Below are 24,135 nucleotides of genomic sequence, written 5' to 3'. Positions count from 1 at the left end.
TTGGAGAATTTTATGAGCCAAGACCAATCATCATCCAATTCAGAACGCGATAAAGATCAAGTGGTTAACACAGCTGAATCACCAGCTTCTGAATCGTCTAAAGAGCAAATGGCATCTACACAAATTCTTAATGAATCGAAATCAGAGGCAAGCACTTCAAATACACAGCAACCACCTCCTCCCCCCAATGAGCCACCTAAAAAAGGAAAGGCAAAAATCATTGGTTTAATCATTCTGATCTTGCTGTTAGGTTTGATTGCCTTTGGTTTATGGAAAGCTTATCAGCCGCAAGCCATTGAATTACAAGGTCGAGTTGAGTCAGAAACGGTGCATATCAGCACCAAAGTACCAAGTCGTATTGAAGAGTTTTATGTATCTGAAGGACAGAGCATCAAGAAAGGTCAGGCGCTGGTTCGTTTTGTCAGTCCTGAACTCGAGGCGAAAAAAGAACAGGCTCAAGCGGCCCTACAAAGTGCGACTGCCTTCCATTCGACTGTGTATCGTGGTGCTCAACAAGAAAATATTGAGACCTTATATGCCAACTGGCAAGCAATGAAAACCCAAGCAGAATTGGCAGCAACCACTTATAAACGTGGTGAAACGCTTTATCAACAAGGCGTAATTTCACGTCAACGTCGTGACGAAATGCTTGCTGCTCAAACTTCTGCACGAGAAACAGCAGAAGCAACCTATCAACAATATGCACGTGCCAAACGCGGCAGTACCGAGCAACAAAAATCAACTGCTGATGCACAAGTTGCCATGGCACAAGCCGCAGTCAAAGAAGCCAATGCATTAACTGAAGAAACCAAACTGTATTCACCTACAGACGGGACTGTGTCTAAAACATACGGCAAACCAACCGAACTAGTCGCAACAGGCGTGCCTGTGGTGAGCATTATTGAAGACCATGATTTATGGGTCAGCTTAAATGTCCGCGAAGACATGTATAGCACTGTTTATAAAATGAAAACCATTGAAGGTTTTATTCCTGCACTCAATCGTAAAGAAACATTCAAAGTAAAAAATATTGATGCCGAAGGTGACTTTGCAACGATTAAAACTACGCGCCAGACAGGTGGCTATGATATTCGCAGCTTTAAATTTCATTTAGTCCCTGAGCAATCAATCCCAGATTTGAAAGTCGGGATGAGCGTACTGTTTAAAATTGAAGAGGCAAAATAAGCGATGTTTGCAGTTTTGCTGCGGGAATTGCGCTATTTAAAACGTCATAAAGTTGATCTGTTTATGGCGGTGATCGCCCCTTTGCTGGTGATTTTGCTCTTTGGCAGTATGTTTTCTGCAGGTAAAGCAGAACACTTACCCATCGTTGTGATTGACCAAGATCAAAGTGAGATGAGTCGTAAAGTGATTCATGCGCTTAGCATCAATCATACCTTAAAAGTAAAAACCATTACTGCCAGTCAAGATGAAGCTGAACGCTTGATTAATAAAACGGATGCTTGGGGTTTTGTGATGATCCCCGAAGGTGCTGAGCAACGCTTGGTCAAAGCGCAAGATGCACAGATTAGCATTGCCTATAATCAGTCTTTTTTTAGTATCGGCAATACCATTTCTTCCGCCATGTTGATTAGCACCTTGAATGGAATGGCTGAATATATGGGGCAGAGTTATTTGGCCAATACCATCCCCTATTTGGATATGCCAACACCGCACATCAAGATCTCAACTTTGTATAACCCAAGTATGAGTTATGAACTGTTTCTGGAACCCTTCATGGTACCAGCAGTTTTACACTTATTGCTCTGTTGCTGTGTGGCTTTTGCCATAGGTCAGGAATTTAAACGAAAGACTGTCGGTGAATGGGTCAGTTCTAAGCAGGTGATTTCCAGCTTACTCGGCAAAATTCTACTCTATGTCTTTATTTTCTGTGCATGGACGTGGTGTTGGATGTTCTGGCTCGCCCATATTCGCGGTTATTTTATCGCAGGTTCGCTGACGTTGATTTTGTTCGCGCAATTTCTATTATATTTTTCTTATGCAGTAATCAGCAGTACCGTTGTTCTTGCCACACAAAACCTACCTAAGACTTTCGGTTTTATTGCACTGTATGGTGGGTCATCACCAAGTTTTTCAGGTATCACCCTTCCCTTGAATAATGCGCCTGCATTTACTCAATTTTGGTCAATGCTAATCCCTTACACCCCTTATGCCAAACTACAAACTGAACAGTGGATTATTGGCAGTGATCTCTATGTTTCAATGATTCCTTTTGGCATTTTAATCATTTTTGCCTGCTTGTTCTTTGTACTAAGCGTGCGCCTGTTAAAGAAAAATACTCAGGAGCTTTGTTCATGAAGTCATTTTTCGCTTATTACTTACAGACCTTTAAAAACATATTTGCCAACAACTCGGTTTTTACCACACTGATTGCAGCAACATTGGTCTATAGCTTCTTCTATCCAACCGCCTATAAAGCACAAACCGCAGAAGATATTCCGATTGTCATTGTGGATGAAGAACAAAGCATTCTAAGCTCTAAAATCATTAGCCAAGCGTCTAATAGTCCTCATATCAAAATTACCACTGTGACGGATAACTTCTTGGAAGCACAGCGTATGGTGCAGAACCAACAAGCTGAAGGCATTCTGTTACTTCCCGAAAATCTCACCAATAGTTTAAAACGTGGAGAGATGGGCGGAATTGGCCTGTATTTGAGTACTGCTTATTTCATTCGCACCAAAGAAGTTGGCGTGGGTTTAGCAGGTTCTATTGAATATACCCTGAAAGAGCATTTAGAAAAGTTCGGCAATGCATCCTCTTTTGAGCCTGAACTGTCGATCCACCAAATTCCTTTGTTTAATACTATGTCAGGTTACGGCAGTTATATCTTCCCTGCAGTCGCCAGTTTAATCGTTCACCAAACCATTCTGCTTGGACTCGCGATGCTCATTGCCAGCTACCGAGAAAAAGGATGGATTGCAAAACCAGTCGAATTTTGGGCGATATTTGCTGCAATTTTTACTACGGGTTGTTTAAGCTGCTTATATTTATTTGGTTTTACCTTTTGGTTATATGAATATCCTCATGGAGGCAACTTCTGGGGCATGTTACTTGCCGTGCCGATCTATGTCAGTTGTTTGATCGGCTTAGGGATGTTGGTCGGTTCTCTGGTCGATATGCCTGAACGAGTAGGTCATTTGATTGTGGTCACTTCAGTGCCCCTATTTTTGCTGACAGGCACCGCCTGGCCACATGAAGCCATGCCTCACTGGATGCAATACTTCGCTTGGATTTTTCCTTCAACCAATGGCGTACAGATGTTTGTACAACTCAATCAGATGGGTGTGCCAACCTCAATTGTGATGCCAAAAATGATTTATCTGGCGACAATAGCTGCCATTTTACTGGCATTGTCTTATTACCGCTTGGTCATGATGGAACCAATAAAAAAGGAAGCTGATTAGCTTCCTTTTTTTGATGAGAATGTTTACGCTTCTGGCGTATCATCTTTTGGTTCTATCGCCACTTCTTCAGAAGTTACAGCCTCAACCGTCTCGGTATTTTCCACTTCTTCTATAGCATCTAACTCTTCGTCATCTTCTACAGCTTCAATCGAAACAACACCAACTAGAGTTTCAGCATCGCTTAAACGGATTAAACGAACACCTTGTGCATTACGACCTGTGGTTGCAACTTCAGCAGCACGCGTACGTACCAATGTACCACCATCAGAAATCAACATCAGTTCTTTGCTTTCGTCAATCGATACAGCACCGACAAGCTCACCATTACGTTCGCTGGTCTTGATTGCAATCACACCCTTACCACCACGTTTCTTAGTTGGGAAATCATCCACAGGAGTACGTTTACCATAACCATTGGCACAAGCACAAAGCACTTCACCCGTTACCGGTACGACAACCAGCGAAACGATGCGGCTAACAACATTTGAATCTGATGAATCATCATTGTCATCTGTATCGTCATTTTCAACGTCTGCATCTTCAACTTCAATAGTATTACTTGCGAAGCTTACCCGCATACCACGTACACCTTTCGCGGTACGTCCCATTGCACGAACATCCGTTTCAGCAAAACGAATAGCTTTACCTTCGTTCGAGAACAGCATGATTTGCTGTTGGCCATCGGTAATTGCAACACCAATAAGCGTATCTTCTTCATTCAGTTCAATTGCGCGCAGACCATTTGAACGAACGTTGCTAAATTGACTCAATTCAACACGTTTTACCGTACCTGATGCAGTTGCCATAAACACATAATGGTTTTCAGGGAATTCTGTCAACGGTAAGATTGCGGTCACGGTTTCATTTGCATCTAATGGAAGCAAATTAATAATTGGACGACCTTTTGCACCACGAGATGCTTGTGGAACTTCAAATACTCTTAAGCGATACACTTTACCCACATTGGTAAAACATAAGACCGTCGCATGGTTGGATGCCACAATTAAATGTTGGATGATGTCATCATCTTTCATTGACGTTGCTGACTTACCACGACCACCACGGCGCTGCGCTTGATAATCAGAAAGTGGTTGAGTTTTCGCATAGCCTGTTTGAGAAACAGTCAATACAACCTGCTCTTCAGGAATCAAATCTTCACGGCAGAAATCAACACCAGACTCGACAATTTCTGTACGACGTCCATCACCATATTGCTGCAAGATTAAAGCAAGCTCTTCACGGATCACATTCATCAATAAGTTAAAATCATTGAGAATCGCTGTTAATTCAGCGATTTGACCTAAGATTTCAGAATATTCCGCATGTAACTTGTCCTGTTCTAAACCCGTTAAACGGTGCAAACGTAATTCTAAGATCGCTGCAACTTGCGTAGGTGACAAGCGATAAATATCACCAGCCAGACCAAATGGACGTGTTGGATCTTCGCCTTCAATCTCATCTGGACGAACAGAAATCGCACCCGCTTTTTCGAGCAATGCAACCACGCCACCGCCTGCCCACTCACCTGCCTGTAAACGCTCGCGAGCTTCAGCAGGGTTTGCAGAGGTTTTAATGGTTTCAATAATGGCATCAATATTTGCCAAAGCAACCGTTAAACCTTCTAAGATATGCCCACGCTCACGTGCTTTACGCAATTCGAACATGGTACGGCGAGTCACTACTTCTTGGCGATGACGAATAAATGCCGCAATAATATCTTTCAGGTTCATCAACTTAGGCTGACCATTGTCTAGGCAAACCATGTTGATGCTGAACGAATTTTGTAGTTGTGTATGCAGGAATAAGTTATTCACTGCCACTTCTGCATTTTCACCACGCTTCAAGTCGATCGCGATACGCATACCGTCTTTATCTGACTCATCACGCAGTTCAGAAATACCTTCAAGTTTCTTTTCTTTGACTAACTCGGCAATACGCTCAATCGTTCTTGCCTTGTTGACTTGATAAGGAATTTCAGTAAATACAATCGTAGTACGACCCGTTTTCGGGTCTTCTTCGAAGTGATATTTACCACGAATATGTAAACGACCTTTACCTGTACGATAGGCATCAACAATGCCTGACTTACCGTAAATAATACCGCCTGTAGGGAAATCTGGACCCGTAATATGCTCCATCAAACCTTCGATAGAAATATTCGGGTTATTGGCATAGGCCAAACATGCATTCACGACTTCTGTCATGTTATGCGGCGCCATATTGGTCGCCATACCGACCGCAATACCCGTCGTACCATTAATCAAAAGATTTGGAATACGTGTCGGCATCACTTGTGGAATACGTTCAGAACCGTCGTAGTTATCTTCCCAATCAACAGTATCTTTTTCTAAGTCTGCCAAAATTTCATGGGTTAACTTTTGCATACGAACTTCGGTATAACGCATTGCTGCTGCGCTATCACCGTCAACAGAACCGAAGTTACCCTGACCATCAACCAACATATAACGTAAGCTGAAGTTCTGCGCCATACGAACGATTGTTTCGTATACTGCACTGTCACCATGAGGGTGATATTTACCGATCACGTCCCCGACAACACGAGCAGACTTTTTGTACGCTTTGTTATAATCATTGCCCAATTCGTGCATCGCAAATAAAACGCGACGATGAACAGGTTTTAGACCGTCTCTAACATCTGGCAATGCACGAGATACAATTACGCTCATGGCGTAATCTAGATATGAATGCTTGAGTTCGTCCTCAATGGCAATCGGTCTGATTTCCGATACGCTCATGCATACTCCTTGTTTACAGATAGAGAGTTCTACCTGTTTTTATGTCTTCAATCTTGCAAAAATTTAGCTCAAGAGCTTGAACTAAAAATAAAAAATACAGCGAAAAATTATAGCATAAAGGACAAACTAACTGTGAGTTTAAACTTTGAAAAATAGCATTTTTTTACAATAAAAATTATATATAAATGAACAACTTAAAATTATCAAATACAAGACCGACAGATAAAAATAGATTCTCATCCATTTTGGGCAAAAGATCATCAAATGATGAGATAAAAGTAAGGAATTTAATGCACGAATTTTAATTCGGCTCAACCTCAAAAATTGAGCTGAGCCATATCCAATGATTTAAGAATAGGAACTCGACTTGGCTTGATTTGAAAGCTGTTCTAACCCAGCCACTTTTACCCGATCTTTCTTCATGAAATAAAATGCCATGAAGAATAAGGCAAAAATAAAAGGCGTTTCATACAACTCTTCTACAATGTCCTGATTCATGGCATCACTGAATAGCCAGGTATAAATAAAACGGTGATGCTCAACACTATCAGCAAAAAATAAAGATAGGATCGCGATCAATAAATACCAAAATGGAAACTTCACTTGGTGAAACTTATACTCAATCTCAGCGCGTAAATGAGAAGAAAACAGCATCAAAACGACTGGAGCGATAACAAAAACAGAAATAACGCGGTAGTAAATATGAGGAACTTCTGGGAAGAAATCACGTCCCCAACTGATACTGCGCCCAAAAAACATAAACCACCAAGCGATTGCCCACATCCAGAACCATTTCTTTTGCTCTGTGAGTGTTTGAGGCTTCATATAGAACCACGTAAATGGAACACACGCTAACAGCACAAGCGCTTGAATATCTTCAATCAGATGCACATTCCATGTCAGTAGCAATGGCCCTTTCGCTATTGCCAAAAAAGCAGTGATCAATAATAGGGAGAATAGGATCAATGCCACTATATTAAAACGGAAATCAAATTTCATGATTCAACAAAGACGATCGAAAACAAAAGTTTAGCAAAAGTGTACTAGTGAGTACACTTTAAGCTTAATTGAAATTACTCATTAAAAAAATTAAAAAATAATTAAATTGAAATCAATCACTTATTTAAACGCAACATTGTCCTATAAACAAAACACTCTGTTTCACGGGCCTTTTCTCTCGACTCATAAAATTAAAGTGAAAGCTTTCGAGATACAGAACAGAATTCCCTTCCTTCTTCCCAGCAATTAAAAATCCACAATATTCACTTTTGTGGACGATATTGTGTAGCAATCCACTGGTAAGTTTGGTTTTTTTTACCAATATGACCAATTCCAGGAAAAGCGACATGCGCGGCACCAATCCACCATTGATGCAGGTAAGCTTGCTCAAAAATATTTTTACGGACAGCGATTGCACCTTGAGAATTGGTATCAGGTTTATAACTAGCTTCAGGATAGGGAAATTGCACAGCTGTATAATGCACCACATCCCCTAGACCCAGAAACTTTTGTCCATTCTGTCCGTCAACCAAATAAGATGAATGACCTTCGGTATGACCATGGGTACTGATCAATTCAACATTCGGGACTTTAAACGAAGCTGTGGTAAAAGCAACCAACCGCCCTGCCTGTTGATAAGGCTTCAATGCATCACGGGTCATTTTAAATAAAGGTTTAAAGAAATTAGTGGCTTTTGCTTCATTCTTGGCTGATGTCCAGTAATCCACATCCTCTTTGGCCAAGTAGACTTTGGCATTTGGATAAACCATTTTCCCATCCAGCGTAATTCCACATAAATGATCAGGATGCGCATGGGTAATTAAAATGGTATCAATTTGCTCTGGTTGTACCCCCGCCTTTTTCAAATTTTCAGGGACATGGCCCAAGCTTGGGCCAAAACATTTTGCCGTGCCTGCATCAATTAAAATATTTTGTGTTGGTGTTTGCACCAGATAGGCTGAAAAATCGGTCACAATCTGATTGTGTTCATCGACAGGTACAAAATTCTCTTCGAATAGCTGATTGGCTTTCTTTGACGAGATACCTAACAAATCACTGCGCGGCAGCCCCAGTTCACCATCAAATAAAGCCGTGACTTTCAGATTCCCAACGGACTGTAAAAAATATCCATCGACCTGTTGTCGCTTTGGTTGTGATTCAGCATATGTTGTACCAGCACTAAACAGTAGTGCGATCAGGATAGGTTTTAATAATTTCATACTCATCAGCTTGATATTTGGTTGATTTAAATCTAACTATTTTTAGTGATAAAAATCGCTCAATCATCTATGTGAATCGCTCATTCTGAATCAGTCCAAAGATAAAACGGCAGGATCGACTTGATAGCGCTGCATAAACCGTTCACGAAACGTTGCTGTAGATTGATAACCTGATTTTGCTGCAATCGTTTTCATCGGTAGCTTGTTTGAGTACAACAACTCCAATGCATAAGCAAGCCGCGCATGGGTAATGATCTCTCGCAAGGAAGTCTGCTCATGACTCAGTTTACGACGTAGTGTGGCACTGCTCAAACCCAAACGCATTTCAATTTCACTGGATTGCCATTGATGCTGCGGATCATCGATAACCCACTGATAAATTTGTTTCGATAATTTTGGTGGGGGGAGAATCAGGACATCTGCACAGTGCTGTTGACATAACTGTACCAGTATCGCGGCAATAGATAAGCGCGCTTTTACGAAGTCCTGTTCAAGTAGCGCTGTTTGCCACTCCAGAAGATGGGCAGCAAAGTCATGGATTGAAAATCGTAAGATTGCTGCTGTTTTATCGGTAATTGGCTTGGCCCAAATCATTTGTGCTGCATGAATCACTTCTTCACACATTGGTACCAGAATCGTCAAATATTCCCCTGTGTTTGGATCTGGGATATGGACCGTATCCGCAATGGTATCTGGCTTGATGATAAAAAGATCACCGACATTGAGATCAATCTGGTGGTGATAAACATTCAACTGCTGCTGCCCATGTAGAATAATCCCCATGTGCAGTTGATTCACTTGAATATTTGACAGGCCATGCTGATTTTTCGCCCGAATACACAAATAATCCCGCGCCATATCTGCACGTGCCAATTTCACAAGTGAACCATGCAAATGATCAGCGTCAATGGAAGCAGAAGAATCAATATTCATAATCATGAAAAATAAAAAAAGCCCTTGTGCAATTTATAGCACAAGGGCTTTTTTAGAATAAGTAGCAGGCTGTAAATTACAGCTTGCTAACCAATTCTGGAACAACAGTATTCAAATCACCAACTAACCAGTAGTCAGCAACACTGTTGATTGGCGCTTCTTCGTCTTTGTTGATTGCAACAATAACTTTAGAATCTTTCATACCTGCCAAGTGCTGAATCGCACCTGAGATACCAATCGCCATGTAAAGATCTGGAGCAACGATTTTACCTGTTTGACCTACTTGGAAGTCGTTTGGTACGAAGCCAGCATCTACCGCAGCACGTGAAGCACCTTGAGCAGCACCAAGCTTATCCGCTAATGGATCAAGTACTTTGTGGTAGTTCTCACCAGAACCAACACCACGACCACCAGAAACAACGATACGTGCAGCAGTTAACTCTGGACGATCAAGTTTCACGATTTCTTCGCTTACAAACGTAGAGATGCCAGCATCTTTCGCTTCTGCAACCGCTTCAACCGCAGCCGAACCGCCTTCAGCAGCAACAGCATCAAATGCTGTACCACGAATTGTACCAACGATGATTGCTTCATCAGATTGAACAGTCGCGATTGCATTACCTGCATAAATTGGGCGCTTGAAGGTATTCGCAGATTCAACAGCAATAATGTCTGAAATCATGCTTACATCAAGAAGTGCAGCAACGCGTGGAAGAATGTTCTTACCCGTCGTTGTAGAAGCAGCTAATACGTATTTGTATCCGCCTTTTGCGATGTCAGCAACTAAGCCAGCAACGTTTTCAGCCAATTGGTTTGCATAAGCAGCATTGTCAGCAAGTAATACTTTGCTTACACCAGCAACTTTAGCAGCAGCGTCTGCAACTGCTTGAGCGCCAGAACCAGCAACTAATACAGTAATATCACCACCGATTTTTTGAGCTGCCGCAACAACGTTTAAAGTTGCACCGTTAAGTGTCTGGTTGTTGTGATCAGCGATAACTAAAATACTCATGATTTTATCCTTCTGTATTAGATCACTTTCGCTTCGTTTTTCAATTTTTCAACAAGCTCGTCTACAGACTTCACTTGTACGCCAGCTTTACGTTCAGCAGGTGCTTCAACTTTAATTGTTTTAAGTTTAGTACCCGTTGCAACGCCATAATCAGCAGGTGATTTAGTATCAAGTGGCTTTTTACGTGCTTTCATGATGTTTGGAAGAGCAGCATAACGTGGCTCATTCAAACGTAAGTCAGTCGTGATGATTGCTGGTAGTACAAGCTCAACAGTTTGCAAACCGCCATCCACTTCACGAGTTACTTGAACTTTACCGCCATCAACTTTAACTTCAGATGCAAAAGTACCTTGACCTGCACCAAGTAAAGCACCAAGCATTTGACCTACTTGGTTAGAGTCATCATCAATTGCTTGTTTACCAAGAAGAATAAGTTCTGGTTTTTCAGCATCAACAACGCCTTTCAAGATTTTAGCAACTTCTAAAGCGCCAACTTCATCAGCAGTTTCAACTAAAATACCGCGGTCAGCACCTAAAGCCATTGCAGAACGAATTTGTTCTTGAGCGTCTTTAGAACCCACTGAAACAACAACGATTTCAGAAACTGTTCCTTTTTCTTTTAAGCGAACCGCTTCTTCCACTGCGATTTCACAAAATGGGTTGATTGACATCTTAACGTTGGTAAGGTCAACCCCACTATTGTCCGGCTTAACACGAACTTTAACGTTGGCATCAACCACACGTTTTACAGCGACAAGAGCCTTCATGTAATCCTCGGCTGTTCTAAGCAAGTAAATGTAATGAAGAGCATTCTAACTCTTCGATCGAAACTTTTTAGGTGCCCTATCTTGCAATGTATTTGGCATTTCGGTCAAGTCACAATTTCCGCTACAGCTATAAAAAAGATGAAACGCTCAGTTCACATATTGAAAATAGTTATCCATTTTATAAATTTAGTTAACAAGAATAATAGATATTAAACTTTGATTTTTTTAATATTTTATAAAATTCAACGATCTAAAACAGGCTTTTTCGATCTTGCCTACGTGCACTGTAACGGATCATTTCGAGTAAAAACTGACGGCTTTCAGGTTTTGCAAAAATGTGGCAATTAAGTAAGAACAACAATTCAACAGATATTGCGAATAAAGTGGAAAAGTCATCGATGATTAAACGCTCAAATTTGCAACATAATATATCAAGATTTAGCTTTTTTGCGCGCGCGGATGCGTTTGATCATAAACTTTGGCCAGTTGCTCAAAGTCAACATGGGTATAAATTTGAGTGGTCGATAGATTACTGTGCCCCAGCATCTCCTGCACAGACCGTAAATCACCACTGGCTGAAAGCATGTGGCTGGCAAAACAATGGCGTAATAAATGTGGATGCAGGTCGACATTCACGCCTGCGCGTTGCGCCTGTAGTTTGACTCGATTTTCAATCTGTCGAGGTGTTAAGGCATTGCCCCGTTGCGAAATAAAAACTGCTGACTCAGCATTAAAACCCCCTTGCCAAATCCGATAGATTTTCAGCCACTCCACTAGACTGTCTTTGGCTTTGGTTCCGAATGGAACGATCCGAGTTTTGTTACCTTTACCAGTAATACGTAGCAGCTGTCGATTAAAATCAATATCTTTAACCGTTAAACCCTGCAATTCAGCCAAACGTAAACCACTTGAATATAACAATTCAAGCATGGCTTTATCACGTAACCATAGCTGTTGTTCAAGCGGCTTTTCAGGAGCAATTTGATCTAAGATTTGATGTACAGTTTCAATGTCAATCATCCCTGGTAAAGGTCGTGGCTGACGTTTTAATTTAAAATCTTCAGATGGATTCTGTTCTAGATATTGGCCTTGTTCTGCCCACTTCATAAATTGACGAATTGAAGTCAAATGACGCTGCAAGCTACTGGAACTTAATTGATCTCGTTCAACGCGTGTCGCCAGATATTCCCTCAAATCAGATGCTTCAATATCTTGTAGCTGTAATTGTTTATATTCGCAAAACTGAAAGAAATCGGTTAAATCACGTTGATAGGCCGCAATCGTATGTTCAGATTGATTTTGAATCATTCGTTCTTTTAACCACATGGACAGCAGTTTTTCTGGGCTTTCCAAATCGCTCTCCAAAGTTATGCAGGAATTAACAGCTACAGTCTAACAAATTTTTTTCCAAATCAAGCTAAACAAGTCTCGAAGCAGATCTATTGCTGTACTACAATTCTTATATCAGTACGCAATAGCCGCTCTTATCATGTTCACAACCCTTATTCCTTATCTGATCGCCATTACCCTGCTGACACTTACGCCTGGCCTTGATACCACGCTTATCATTCGTACAGCGACATTAGAAGGCAAAGCGAAAGCATTCCAAGCTGCATTGGGTATTAATTTGGGCTGTATCGTCTGGGGTGTGATTGTGGCCTGCGGTTTAGGGGCTTTATTGATGACCTCCGACCTTGCTTTCAATGCCTTAAAGTGGATGGGCGCAATTTATCTGACATGGTTAGGTTTAAATCTGCTTTTAAAACCACGTACCCAACTTGCAAATATCAATGGAACGACTGCAACGCAGAACTGGTTTATTAAGGGCTTCTGGGGTAATTTACTCAATCCGAAAGTCGGCATTTTTTATATCTCATTTTTACCGCAATTTATCCCACAGTCTTCCTCACCAGTCATTTGGACCATGGGTTTGGTGATGATTCATGTGCTGATTGGCTTTATCTGGTCCATTTTCCTGATCACCGCGATGCAGTCCATTTCTGGCTATTTAAAACGACCAAAATTCATTAAATATATGGATCGGATTACAGGCAGTATTTTTATCCTGTTTGCATTGAAACTGGCATTCAGCAAACGATAAATAATAAAAAGCGCGTTAATTAAAACGCGCTTTTTTAAATCTTAGATCATTAACCTTGGAAATATCTTAAATCCAAACGGGCATCATAAACATGCGTGGTTGGACCTGTCATCCAGACCACATCACCTTCACGCCAAGCGATATGTAACTTACCACCTGCAAGTTGAACTTCAACTTCATTGGCTAACAAACCCTGACGCATGCCACTGACAGCGGCTGCACAAGCACCTGTACCGCACGCTAGAGTTTCCCCTACACCACGTTCGAACACACGTAAACGGATATGCTTTTCATCGATGATTTGCATAAATCCTGCATTCACACGTGCAGGAAAACGTGCATGTGATTCCACTTGTGGTCCTATACGCTCAACATCCGCAGTCAATACATCAGGAACAATGGTGACCGCATGCGGATTTCCCATGTTCACCACATCAATATTAATGCTTTGATTGTCAGCTAGTGCCAATCCATATAAGCCTTCAATATCTTCATGCTCTTGAGTCACAAACGGAATTTCTTCTGGAAGAAACTTCGGTTGCCCCATATTGACGCGCACCCAACCATTGGCACCCAATTCAGGCTCAACGATACCTGCTTTGGTTTGCACACGAATCTTGGTTTTGGTCGTGAGTTGACGCTCATGTACAAAGCGAGCGAAACAACGCACGCCATTACCACACTGCTCTACTTCTGAGCCGTCAGCATTAAAGATTCGATATTTAAAATCAACATCTGGCAAATCAGGTGGTTCAACGATCAGTAGTTGATCAAAGCCCACACCGAAATGACGATCAGCTAACCGCTGAATCGTCACTGTATCTAAATAAGCTCGCTGGGTCACGAGGTCAACGACCATAAAATCATTGCCCAAACCATGCATTTTGGTAAATTCTAAATACATCTCAATTTACTCCTCAGGCAACAAACGCTCTTTTTCCCAAAGTGATTCTATGGTTTCACGTTCACGAATTAAATAGGCTTGATCACCACTGACCATAACTTCAGCAGCTCGGCCACGGGTATTGTAGTTAGAGCTCATCACAAAACCGTATGCACCTGCACCGAGTACTGCCAACACATCATTTTCCTGAAGGGCCAAGTCACGCTCTTTACCCAAGAAATCACCTGTTTCGCAGATGGCACCGACCAAATCCCAAGTTTTCACGTCAACATCAGCATTCGGGTTCACCGATTGAATATCCATCCAAGCTTCATATAAAGCGGGACGAATTAAATCATTCATCGCTGCATCAATAATGGCAAAGTTGCGGTGATTGGTTGGTTTTAATAGATCAACTTTGGTTAATAATGCGCCTGCATTCGCCGAAATACTACGCCCTGGTTCCATATAGACTTTCAAACCAAGTTTCTCTAAAGCGGGACGCATCGCATCGGCATATTCTTCAACACTCGGTGGCGTTTCATCTTTATAACGCACACCTAAACCACCACCGATATCAATATGTTTGAGGTTGATACCTAAGTTTTTCAATTGCTCAATCATCAAAATGACACGATCAAGTGCATCGACAAATGGTTTGGTTTCAGTCAACTGCGAACCAATATGACAATCAATCCCAACAATCTCAAGATTTGGCAATGAAGCTGCATATTGATAAGTTTCATCAACGGTATCGCTTGGAATACCAAACTTATTTTCTTTCAAACCAGTCGAGATATAAGGATGCGTTTTTGCATCAACATCTGGGTTTACACGCAAAGAAATCGGTGCTTTTTTGCCTAATTTCGCTGCAACTTTTTGAATGCGATCTAGCTCGGCATGTGACTCGACATTGAAGCATGCAATCCCAACATCTAAGGCTTTTTCAATATCTGCTTCAGATTTGCCCAAACCAGAGAATACGATTTTTGCAGGATCACCCCCTGCCGCCAATACACGTGCTAACTCTCCACCGGTCACGATGTCAAAGCCTGCGCCTACTTTAGCCAATACATTCAAAACAGCCAAATTTGAGTTTGACTTCACTGCATAACAGATTTGATGATCAATAAAATCAAAAGCACGGTGCATATCCAAGTAATGCTTTTCAAAAGTTGCTTTTGAATAAACATACAAAGGCGTGCCGTATTGCTGTGCGAGCTGATCCAGTGAACATTGCTCAGCATGCAATACTCCATTAATGCGAGTGAAACTCATGAAGATGTCCTTATTTACAAACTTAAGGTGAGATGGTCTGTGATTGAGTCGTTGAAGACGTCGCTGGGCTTTCCATTTTTACATCATCTGCTTTGCTTGCTGACGATGCTTTCGCCTGAGATGCTTCATTTTTATAAAGCAGATATTTTGCACGGTTGTCGTAGTTTGGATCAGATGGCAATTGCAATGCACCTGACTGACCACATGCAGTTAAAACCACACTGCTGAGCAATAAACTGATTGAACAAATGACTTTAAGCATCTGAGCACCTAACTTTTACAATTCGGAGCAGTATAGCGTGATCATCAGATTGGCTAAAGTCTAAACTTCAATGAATAAAACAATTAAGCATAAAAAACGCCGACCTTAAAGTCGACGTTTTCATCATTCATTGGCTAAAAGCTTACTTTTTCTTATAGAAGAAATAACCAATGGCCAAAATCACGAACCAGATTGGACTGACTTTTAATGATTCTAAAGTCGTTTCATCCAACGCTAGGAAGTAAATTGTTGCAAGGAAGAATAAAATCACAATCCAACATGTAAACACGCCGCCAGGCAATTTAAATGTAGACTGTGCATGTAGTTCAGGACGATTTTTGCGGTAGTTAATATAACTCCACATAATAATGATCCATACACAGATAAACAGAATCGTTGATAAGGTCGTTGCTAAAGTAAACGCGGTAACTTCGTCATTGGTACCCGTTTGTAATTTATAAACAAACTGTACAAATGCACCAATAAAGATACAGATAGACGAGAAAATCAATGCTTTTGCAGGTACCGCAGATTTAGACAGTTTTCCGAATAGTTTCGGTGCTTGATTATCTCCAGATAAACCAAACAACATACGACTGGTCGAGAAGACACCGCTGTTCATTGATGACATGACCGAAGACAACACCACCAAGTTCATAATGATCGCAGCAGATGCAATCCCCGCTTGCGAGAAGATATTGACGAATGGACTTACTTTAGGATTAATTTGATCCCAAGGCGTCACACACATCACCACGAATAATGCCAATACATAGAAAATAATGATACGAATTGGAATCGAGTTAATCGCTTTTGGTAAATTGCGTTTTGGATCTTGTGTTTCAGCAGCAGTTGTACCCACCAATTCCACACCAACAAAGGCGAAAATCGCAATCTGGAAACCGGCCAAGAAACCATCTAAGCCTTTAGGGAACATACCACCATGTGTCCATAAGTTAGACACACTAGCAACGGTACCTGTAGTGCTGGTAAATCCAGTAAAGATCATCCATAAACCAACAGCAATCAAGACAATAATCGCCGTGATCTTCACCATTGCAAACCAGAACTCCATTTCACCAAACAGCTTTACGGTGACCAAGTTCAAACCAAGTACGAATAGAATAGCTACGGTACTAATCAGTAAACCACCAGCCGCACTGAAGGATTCACCACCATTAAAGAATTCGAGATAATAAATAATGGCGGATAAATCTGCGATACCGATGGTGACCCAGCAGAGCCAGTAGGTCCAACCCACAAAATAACCCGCCCAAGGGCCAATTAAATCCGTCGATAAATCGATAAAAGATTTATAGTTCAAGTTTGATAGTAATAATTCCCCTAATGCGCGCATTACGAAGAACACCATCAAACCAATGGTCATGTAAATAAATAGAATTGATGGTCCAGCTAAACTAATGGTTTTACCAGATCCCATGAACAACCCTGTTCCAATGGCACCGCCAATCGCAATCAACTGTAGATGTCGATTAGATAGACTACGGTGAAGTCCGCTTTGTTCAGCAGCCTCACTCAGATTTTGATTCGACATTTTACAAAAACTCTCCAGTGTTTTAGTTCATTAGCGACAACAACGCCTAACAACGATTCGTACCATTTTTAGTATCTTTTCTCGTTATCCATGAGTTGGCTTGCTTTCGCTAAGAAATGTTTTACCTGTATTTTTTTCAAGTGAAATACAATCGAATTCGATCATACGCACAAGGTTAAAACAATACAATGAACTTATGAGGGCAACACGTCAGTCATAAAAAGGCACTTTAAAATAAAAGAGTGGCGATTGAAGCCACTCTTTTTCTATTGGAGAAAATATTGATTTATAATTCAATCATTAGAAGATTGCTTCTGTTTGTTTTTGAGACGCTCCTCCCAAAAAGTTGCATTACGGATACCCAATTTGATTGGGTCAAATGTAAACTCCTTAACGCCTGCTTTTTGTTGTTCTTCATAGTCACGTAAAGCTTTAATAGTCGGTTTCCAAATAAAATAAGTGACGATAATGCCAATAATATTGATCCAAGCCATTAACCCAACACCGATATCACCAATTCCCCAAATATAACCCGTTGCGCTTACGACACCATAAGCCACAGAAAGCATAATGAAGCATTTGGTGATGAACAATAGTGATGGTGTTTTAGTGATATAGCTGAGATAAGTAATATTGGTTTCCGCAATATAGTAATAGGCCACAATTGTTGTAAAGGCAAAGAAGAACACAGCTAAAGCCACAAAGATTTGACCAAAGCCACCAAACACAGTACTAACAGCCATTTGCGTAAATGCAGGTGAACCAATCTCTGTTGTCGTGGCCACATTTTGAACAATAAACTGTCCTGCCTCCAACGTACCTTGTACGTTGTACATCCCCGTAATTAAAATCATAAATGCCGTTGCAGAACAGACGAACAACGTATCTACATAAATCGAGAAGGCTTGCACAAACCCTTGCTGCGCTGGATGTTGAACCTCAGCCGCCGCTGCCGCATGTGGTCCAGTACCCTGACCTGCCTCATTGGAATAAACACCACGTTTTACCCCCCAACCAATTGCCGCACCTAAACCAGCCATTGGAGAAAAAGCATCTGCAAAAATTAGTTTGATTACACCAGGTAGCTCTTGGATATTCATTCCAACAATAATGAGAGCCATCAAGATATAACCCAAGGCCATAAATGGCACGACCAACTCTGCAAATCGAGCAATACGTTTGATGCCACCAAAAATGATGATCGCCAATAAGCAAACAATAATAACAAGTGCTAATAATTTATAGGTACCCACATTACCAAAGACAATGGCCCCTTCACCTGTAATTTGGGTAAAAGCATTGCCAACAGCATTGGCTTGAATACCTGGTAAAAATAAGCCACACGAGATAATCGCTGCAATCGCAAATAGAATCCCTAACCAACGCTGTCCCAAGCCACGATCGAAATAGAATGCAGGACCACCACGATATTCACCCTGATACTCCACTTTATAGATTTGACCGAGTGTTGATTCGACATAAGCAGTACTTGCACCAAGAAATGCAACCAGCCACATCCAAAACACAGCACCTGGGCCACCGAAGCCAATTGCTGCCGCAACACCAGCAATATTACCTACACCAACACGCCCTGATAGGGAAACAGATAGCGCTTGGAATGATGAAATCCCTTGCGCTGAAGATGAACCATTAATCAACAGTTTTGCCATTTCCTTAATTTGGCGAACCTGTACAAATCGAGTTAAAATCGAAAAAAATAAACCTGCGCCTAGGCATAAATAGATCAGTCCCTTACTCCAGATGATACTATTTACCCAATTCACAATTTCTGCTGCACTCATAGACATCAACCTTGTTATATATTTTTAAATGTAGCGATTGCTAAATTTTTATTCGTTTGAGCATGAGCAATATCTATGCCATTCGATCATGATGTCATGACAATAAATAAGCGAATACCTGCAAACCATCCATGGAAAAAGTGAATTGAACAAAAAAACGAATGCTAAAAACACACTGTCTATAACTTGTAAAAGTTGTATATCATGTTATTTTCCTGAGCACTTCCCTTTAACCAACCAGTGACGAAATCGTACTGTCGTCTTGTTTTATCCTTGTAAAGAACGATCAGCATTGTTAAAAAATTTTCGTCCTGACTCTTTTTTATCTAATTTTAAGAAAGTTTTCAATTTTATCTTATGGCAAAAATTAAATCCGTTTACAGATGTGAACAATGTGGTGCAGATCATCCCAAATGGGCTGGGCAATGTTCTGAGTGCGGCGAATGGAATAGTTTGCTGGAAGTCCGTGTCGAACCCGTGGTGACCCATCGCGGCCAACCCAAAATGGGCGGTGGTTATGCTGGACAAGTAGCCAACATCACCACGCTCAATCAAATCTCGGTCTCACATGAAACCCGTCTGCAAACAGGCATCAGTGAGTTTGATCGTGTATTGGGTGGTGGCTTGGTCACAGGCTCTGTGGTCCTGATTGGTGGTGATCCGGGAATTGGTAAATCAACCATCTTGCTGCAAACCGCAACACACATGGCCAGCAAGAAAAGCTCAGCACTTTATGTGACGGGTGAGGAATCACTTTCACAAGTCGCCTTACGTGCACAACGTTTAGATCTACCTACAGACTCACTTAGAGTTATGGCGGAAACTTGTGTCGAGCGCATTTGTGAAGTGTTGGCACAAGAACGTCCTGCTGTTGCGATTTTGGACTCAATCCAAACCTTATATACCGAAACACTACAATCGGCACCTGGTGGCGTCTCACAAATCCGTGAGTCTGCTGCCCTGCTCACTCGATTTGCCAAAAATAGTGGCACAGCGTTATTCCTTGTGGGTCACGTCACCAAAGAAGGTGCGTTAGCAGGTCCACGTGTTTTAGAACATATGGTCGATTGTGTACTTTATTTTGAAGGTCAATCCGACTCTCGTTATCGCATGATACGTGCCGTCAAGAACCGTTTTGGTGCAGTCAATGAATTGGGTGTATTTGCGATGACCGATAAAGGTCTACGCGAGGTTGCCAATCCATCGGCAATTTTCTTAAGTCGCTATGATGAAGCCATTCCGGGTTCAATCGTAATGATTAGCCGTGAAGGGACTCGCCCACTGTTAGTTGAAGTTCAGGCACTGGTGGATGATGCACACGGGCAACCCCGTCGAGTGGCACTGGGTTTGGAGCAAAACCGTTTAAATATGTTGCTTGCGGTGATGCATCGACATGGTGGTGTGCAAACTTCAGGGCAAGACGTCTATGTCAATGTGGTAGGTGGCTTAAAGATTACTGAAACAGGCTCTGACTTAGCTGTTTTGCTTGCCTGTGCTTCAAGCTTGAGAGGCAAAGCCCTGCCGCAACAATTAGCGGTTTTTGGCGAAGTGGGTTTATCTGGGGAAATTCGTCCCGTACCCAATGGCCAAGAACGCCTGAAAGAAGCGGCAAAACATGGCTTTAAATATGTAATTTTACCGAGAGGCAATGCACCGCAAAAATCGATTGAAGGCGTGCAAATCATTGCGGTTGCCCGTTTACATGAAGCCTTGACCGAAGCTATGCAGTTGAGTGATGAGTTGCTATGATGCCTTGACATAAAAAAACATACTTTTCTAGTTGAAATTCCATCGAAATACCTGCATAAATACATTTACAAATTGAATTTAAATAGGAATTTTCGATGCAAGTACATCAGCGTGGCTTGATGGCAGCTCTTTTAATGGCAACTTTGGTTGCTGCACCGCTTGCGGAAGCAAAACGTGCAGGTGGCGGTAAAAGCCACGGCATGAGCAGATCTAGTTCATCTAGCCAATCTTACCAGCCATCTCGTCAAGCAACTCCAGCACCTCAACAACAAACTGCACCACAGAAATCTGGTCCAGGTGTAGGTACGATGGTTGCTGCGGGTGTCGCAGGTGCTGCAGTAGGTGCAGTTGCTGCAAACGCATTGGCAGATGACAAGCAGCAAAATCCAACAGCAACTGAGCAACAAGCCAATGCTCAAGCGCAGCAACAGGAAGAAAAAGGTGGCATTCCTAGCTGGCTTTGGGTACTTCTTGCTGCAGCTGCCGCCTTCTTTGTTTTCCGCAAATTAGGCGCAAAAAAAAAATTAGCAACCAATAATCCATACGCACCAAACAATGGCGGTCAAAACAACTTTGGCCGTCAAGTACCGCCTCAAGCTGCGGCACGCCAAACATCTGATAATACCAATATCTTTGGCCAGTCTGTAGCTGGTGGTGCAGCAACACAAGCTCCTTTTGGTGGCGCATCAATGAGCAATGGCAATCAATTACCTGATGGTACTGAGCCTGCTGCGTTCTTACGCATTGCACGCCAACGTTTTAACCACATTCAATCGGTGAACAGTGCGAGCAATGTCGAAGAAATTCGTCGTTATTTAACACCTGAGCTTTATAACTCAATGTATAGCGATATTATGGCGAACCAAGATCAAGACGTGGCTGAATTTAGCAACCTCAATGCAATGGTTGTCGAAAGCTCTACTGAAAATGGTCAATACGTCGTGAGCGTCCGCTTTACAGGTACCGTGAGTGAAGACTTAAACAGCTTGCCTCAACCATTTGCTGAGATTTGGCATTTTGTTAAGCCTGCTGGCTCACAGCAAGATTGGGTTGTTGCAGGTATTCAACAAGCTTAAATGCGTTGATTGAACAAAAAGAGCTGTTTCGACAGCTCTTTTTTATGGCTTCACTTTGAGCAAAGCTAAAAAAAGCCACTCTCTATATCGGAGAATGGCGGAGTGTAAATAGAACAACGCTTGATACTTATTATAATAATGAAACAACACAACCTAGCACGATCTGTCTATTGATACTAACGGATAAGTTCATGGGAAAACTATTCCTCTTTTGGGGAATAAAAGTGATTTTCTTTAGTCTATTTCAATAACTTTCAAGCTCACCCTTCTATAGCGACTAACACACTTTGAATAAGCTTCTAAAATCGCTTTCAGCAGGTTAAAGATAAACTTGAAGCTTCCCTACACCATAAACAACGACAACCTTAGCAATGAAATCAGGCTCGACTGATGGTGGTACATAAATTGAAGCACATAAAAAAGGCTTTGCCGAAGCAAAGCCTTTACATCTGATTTTCAGTTTAATTATTCAGGATCATGAAACAAACTGTAGGAACAACCAATATAGACCACCAGATAAGGTAATCGTTGCTGGTAACGTAAAGATCCACGCAGAAAGAATCGTTCGAACTGTTGCGAAGTTTAAACCTGATTTATTAGCAACCATGGTACCTGCAACCGCACTGTTTAAAACATGCGTTGTCGAAACTGGCATACCAAGACCATCTGCCGCAGCAATCGTACTCATCGCGACAAGCTCAGCAGACATCCCCTGACCATAAGTCATATGGTTCTTACCAATACGCTCACCCACAGTCACAACGATACGCTTCCAACCCACCATTGTGCCCAGACCTAGCGCAAGTGCAACCGCAACTTTCACCCAGTTTGGAATGTACTGAAGGAATGAATCTAAACTACTACGGTATTCTTTCACAAGTTTGGCCTGGTCTTTATCCATTTCTGGCAAAGCTTCAGCTTTATCTAAACGCTTAAACGTTGTGGTGCTTAAGTACATGTCATTACGAATTTCACTCACAGCAGCCTCAGGGATTAACTTGAGATCACCGTAACCTGCAACGCGTGTACCAATATGTGCCGTCATACTTGCAAGCGCAGGTACAACCTCAGCAGTTTGTTCTTTGGTTTGGATATATTTGGTTAATACATCACGCGCTTTCTCATCGGTCAGCTCGTTTTGATTCACGTTTAAAACGGTTGCTGTCTGTGCAGAAAGTTGTTCGAATGATTGTAAATGCTGTGCATCTAAATTTTTGTTCAATGAATAAGCCAATGGAACTAAACCGATCAAGATCAACATGATTAAGCCCATGCCTTTTTGACCATCGTTTGAACCATGTGCAAAACTTACACCTGTACAGGTAAAAATAAGAATTGCACGAATCACTGGTGGTGGTGGCTTATTGCCTTCTGGTGGCTGAAACAGCTCCATTTGGCGTTTAAATACTTTCTTCACCAATAAGAACAGGATTGCTGCAAACGCAAAACCGATCAGAGGAGAGAATAATAATGCCTTACCAACTTTAATCACCTGATCCATATCAATACCGCTACTGGTCGCACCAGCTGACGCGTTTAAGATATGGTTCATGATGCCCACACCCAAAATCGAACCGATTAAGGTATGTGAACTTGAAGCAGGAATCCCCAAAAACCACGTGCCTAAATTCCAGAGAATCGCCGCGATTAATAATGCAAAAACCATCGCAAAGCCAGCGCCGCTGCCGACATTCATGATCATTTCTACAGGGAGTAATGCAATAATACCATATGCAACTGCACCACTCGCCACCATAACCCCAAGGAAGTTACAGAAGCCAGCCCACATCACTGCTGCTGGAGCAGGTAATGCATTGGTATAAATAACCGTCGCTACAGCGTTTGCCGTATCGTGAAAACCATTTACAAACTCAAAGCCTAAAGCAATGAATAGTGCCGTCGATAAAAGAATAACTGAATATAAACTTAAAGGCGGTACATGTGCCAAATCAGCACTTAACTGAAAACCGATATAAATCAGTGTTGCAACAATAATTGTCAAAAACACCGGCATAAAGAATTTCGGTGTTGGTACATGTACATTCGTCGATTTTGCCTGAGAGCTGGCAAGCGGTGAATCCGAAACAGGAGGAAGATTAGAATTCATGTAGACGGTTAGAGGATAATAAAATCCCCTGTATTGTTTAATTAAATTATGACAATTATATGACAAAGGACGGTCACATAAAGCCAAAATTTCATGTTTTCATCACATTTTTTTGTATTTTTCAGTAATAAATCCACCTTGTTTTTTATTTTAATTAATAAAAAACAATAAATTACAAAAACAAAAACAGTGATAGAACTGTTTGTC

19 protein-coding genes are annotated in these 24,135 nt (G+C 41.6%); 6 read left to right on the top strand and 13 right to left on the bottom strand.

Going from position 1 to position 24,135, the window contains the following annotated elements; all coding sequences use genetic code 11:
• The first annotated feature begins 12 nt into the window (after positions 1–12).
• Genes F887_RS12035 through F887_RS12045 form a run of 3 tightly spaced genes read left to right on the top strand, consistent with a single transcriptional unit; the run spans position 13 to position 3,428 of the window.
• On the top strand, positions 13–1,185 hold the full coding sequence (locus tag F887_RS12035) for an HlyD family secretion protein (RefSeq protein WP_005292776.1): 1,173 nt from the start codon (positions 13–15) through the stop codon (positions 1,183–1,185).
• A gap of 3 nt (positions 1,186–1,188) precedes the next feature.
• The gene (locus F887_RS12040; RefSeq protein WP_005292775.1) at positions 1,189–2,319 is read left to right on the top strand and encodes an ABC transporter permease; all 1,131 of its coding nucleotides are present in this window, start codon (positions 1,189–1,191) and stop codon (positions 2,317–2,319) included.
• Positions 2,316–3,428, top strand: coding sequence for an ABC transporter permease (locus F887_RS12045; protein ID WP_005292773.1), 1,113 nt, complete (start codon positions 2,316–2,318; stop codon positions 3,426–3,428). Before F887_RS12040 ends, F887_RS12045 begins: the two co-directional genes overlap by 4 nt.
• Before the next feature lie 23 nt (positions 3,429–3,451).
• On the opposite strand, the gene gyrA is transcribed toward F887_RS12045, so the two are convergent.
• The 7 genes from gyrA to xerA form a co-directional block, all read right to left on the bottom strand.
• Positions 3,452–6,184, bottom strand: coding sequence for a DNA gyrase subunit A (gene gyrA, locus F887_RS12050; RefSeq protein ID WP_005292771.1), 2,733 nt, complete (start codon positions 6,182–6,184; stop codon positions 3,452–3,454).
• A gap of 348 nt (positions 6,185–6,532) precedes the next feature.
• Complete coding sequence (locus F887_RS12055) at positions 6,533–7,183, bottom strand: hypothetical protein (protein ID WP_005292770.1); 651 nt, start codon at positions 7,181–7,183, stop codon at positions 6,533–6,535.
• Positions 7,184–7,446: 263 nt separating this feature from the next.
• A complete protein-coding gene (locus F887_RS12060) occupies positions 7,447–8,403 on the bottom strand; it encodes an MBL fold metallo-hydrolase (RefSeq protein ID WP_032862799.1) in 957 nt (318 codons plus the stop codon).
• 90 nt (positions 8,404–8,493) lie between these two features.
• Complete coding sequence (locus F887_RS12065; protein WP_005292766.1) at positions 8,494–9,336, bottom strand: helix-turn-helix domain-containing protein; 843 nt, start codon at positions 9,334–9,336, stop codon at positions 8,494–8,496.
• Positions 9,337–9,412: 76 nt separating this feature from the next.
• Complete coding sequence (locus F887_RS12070; protein ID WP_005292765.1) at positions 9,413–10,348, bottom strand: FAD-binding protein; 936 nt, start codon at positions 10,346–10,348, stop codon at positions 9,413–9,415.
• A 17-nt stretch (positions 10,349–10,365) separates the two neighbouring features.
• Positions 10,366–11,115: an electron transfer flavoprotein subunit beta/FixA family protein gene (locus F887_RS12075; RefSeq protein WP_005292763.1), complete on the bottom strand. Its 750-nt coding sequence runs from the start codon at positions 11,113–11,115 to the stop codon at positions 10,366–10,368.
• Between the two features lie 438 nt (positions 11,116–11,553).
• Positions 11,554–12,441 (bottom strand): site-specific tyrosine recombinase/integron integrase, encoded by an 888-nt coding sequence (gene xerA, locus F887_RS12080; protein WP_171067443.1) that lies wholly within the window; start codon positions 12,439–12,441, stop codon positions 11,554–11,556.
• Between the two features lie 163 nt (positions 12,442–12,604).
• Here xerA and F887_RS12085 point away from each other — a divergent pair, with 163 nt between their 5' ends.
• Positions 12,605–13,216, top strand: coding sequence for a LysE family translocator (locus F887_RS12085; RefSeq protein ID WP_005292761.1), 612 nt, complete (start codon positions 12,605–12,607; stop codon positions 13,214–13,216).
• A gap of 49 nt (positions 13,217–13,265) precedes the next feature.
• Here the strand turns inward: F887_RS12085 and dapF are convergent, their stop codons facing one another.
• The 5 genes from dapF to F887_RS12110 form a co-directional block, all read right to left on the bottom strand.
• Positions 13,266–14,120, bottom strand: a complete 855-nt coding sequence (dapF, locus tag F887_RS12090; protein WP_005292759.1) for a diaminopimelate epimerase — start codon at positions 14,118–14,120, stop codon at positions 13,266–13,268.
• 6 nt (positions 14,121–14,126) lie between these two features.
• A complete protein-coding gene (gene lysA, locus F887_RS12095; RefSeq protein WP_005292757.1) occupies positions 14,127–15,377 on the bottom strand; it encodes a diaminopimelate decarboxylase in 1,251 nt (416 codons plus the stop codon).
• A 22-nt stretch (positions 15,378–15,399) separates the two neighbouring features.
• Entirely contained in the window at positions 15,400–15,639 is a 240-nt protein-coding gene (gene lptM / locus F887_RS12100) for an LPS translocon maturation chaperone LptM (RefSeq protein ID WP_005151714.1), read from the bottom strand.
• Positions 15,640–15,781: 142 nt separating this feature from the next.
• Positions 15,782–17,194: an amino acid permease gene (locus tag F887_RS12105; protein ID WP_005292756.1), complete on the bottom strand. Its 1,413-nt coding sequence runs from the start codon at positions 17,192–17,194 to the stop codon at positions 15,782–15,784.
• A gap of 293 nt (positions 17,195–17,487) precedes the next feature.
• Complete coding sequence (locus F887_RS12110; protein WP_005292753.1) at positions 17,488–18,996, bottom strand: alanine/glycine:cation symporter family protein; 1,509 nt, start codon at positions 18,994–18,996, stop codon at positions 17,488–17,490.
• 357 nt (positions 18,997–19,353) lie between these two features.
• Between F887_RS12110 and radA the strand changes: the two genes are divergently transcribed.
• Positions 19,354–20,745 (top strand): DNA repair protein RadA, encoded by a 1,392-nt coding sequence (gene radA / locus F887_RS12115; protein ID WP_005292750.1) that lies wholly within the window; start codon positions 19,354–19,356, stop codon positions 20,743–20,745.
• Between the two features lie 95 nt (positions 20,746–20,840).
• Positions 20,841–21,821: a Tim44 domain-containing protein gene (locus tag F887_RS12120; protein ID WP_005292748.1), complete on the top strand. Its 981-nt coding sequence runs from the start codon at positions 20,841–20,843 to the stop codon at positions 21,819–21,821.
• A 475-nt stretch (positions 21,822–22,296) separates the two neighbouring features.
• Here the strand turns inward: F887_RS12120 and F887_RS12125 are convergent, their stop codons facing one another.
• Complete coding sequence (locus F887_RS12125) at positions 22,297–23,928, bottom strand: inorganic phosphate transporter (RefSeq protein ID WP_005151709.1); 1,632 nt, start codon at positions 23,926–23,928, stop codon at positions 22,297–22,299.
• Positions 23,929–24,135 lie beyond the last annotated feature (207 nt).

This window comes from Acinetobacter sp. NIPH 2100 (assembly GCF_000369805.1).
GTDB lineage: Bacteria > Pseudomonadota > Gammaproteobacteria > Pseudomonadales > Moraxellaceae > Acinetobacter.
The sequence above is the reverse complement of the archived record's forward strand: the minus strand, read 5'-3'. Positions and strand labels throughout refer to the sequence as shown.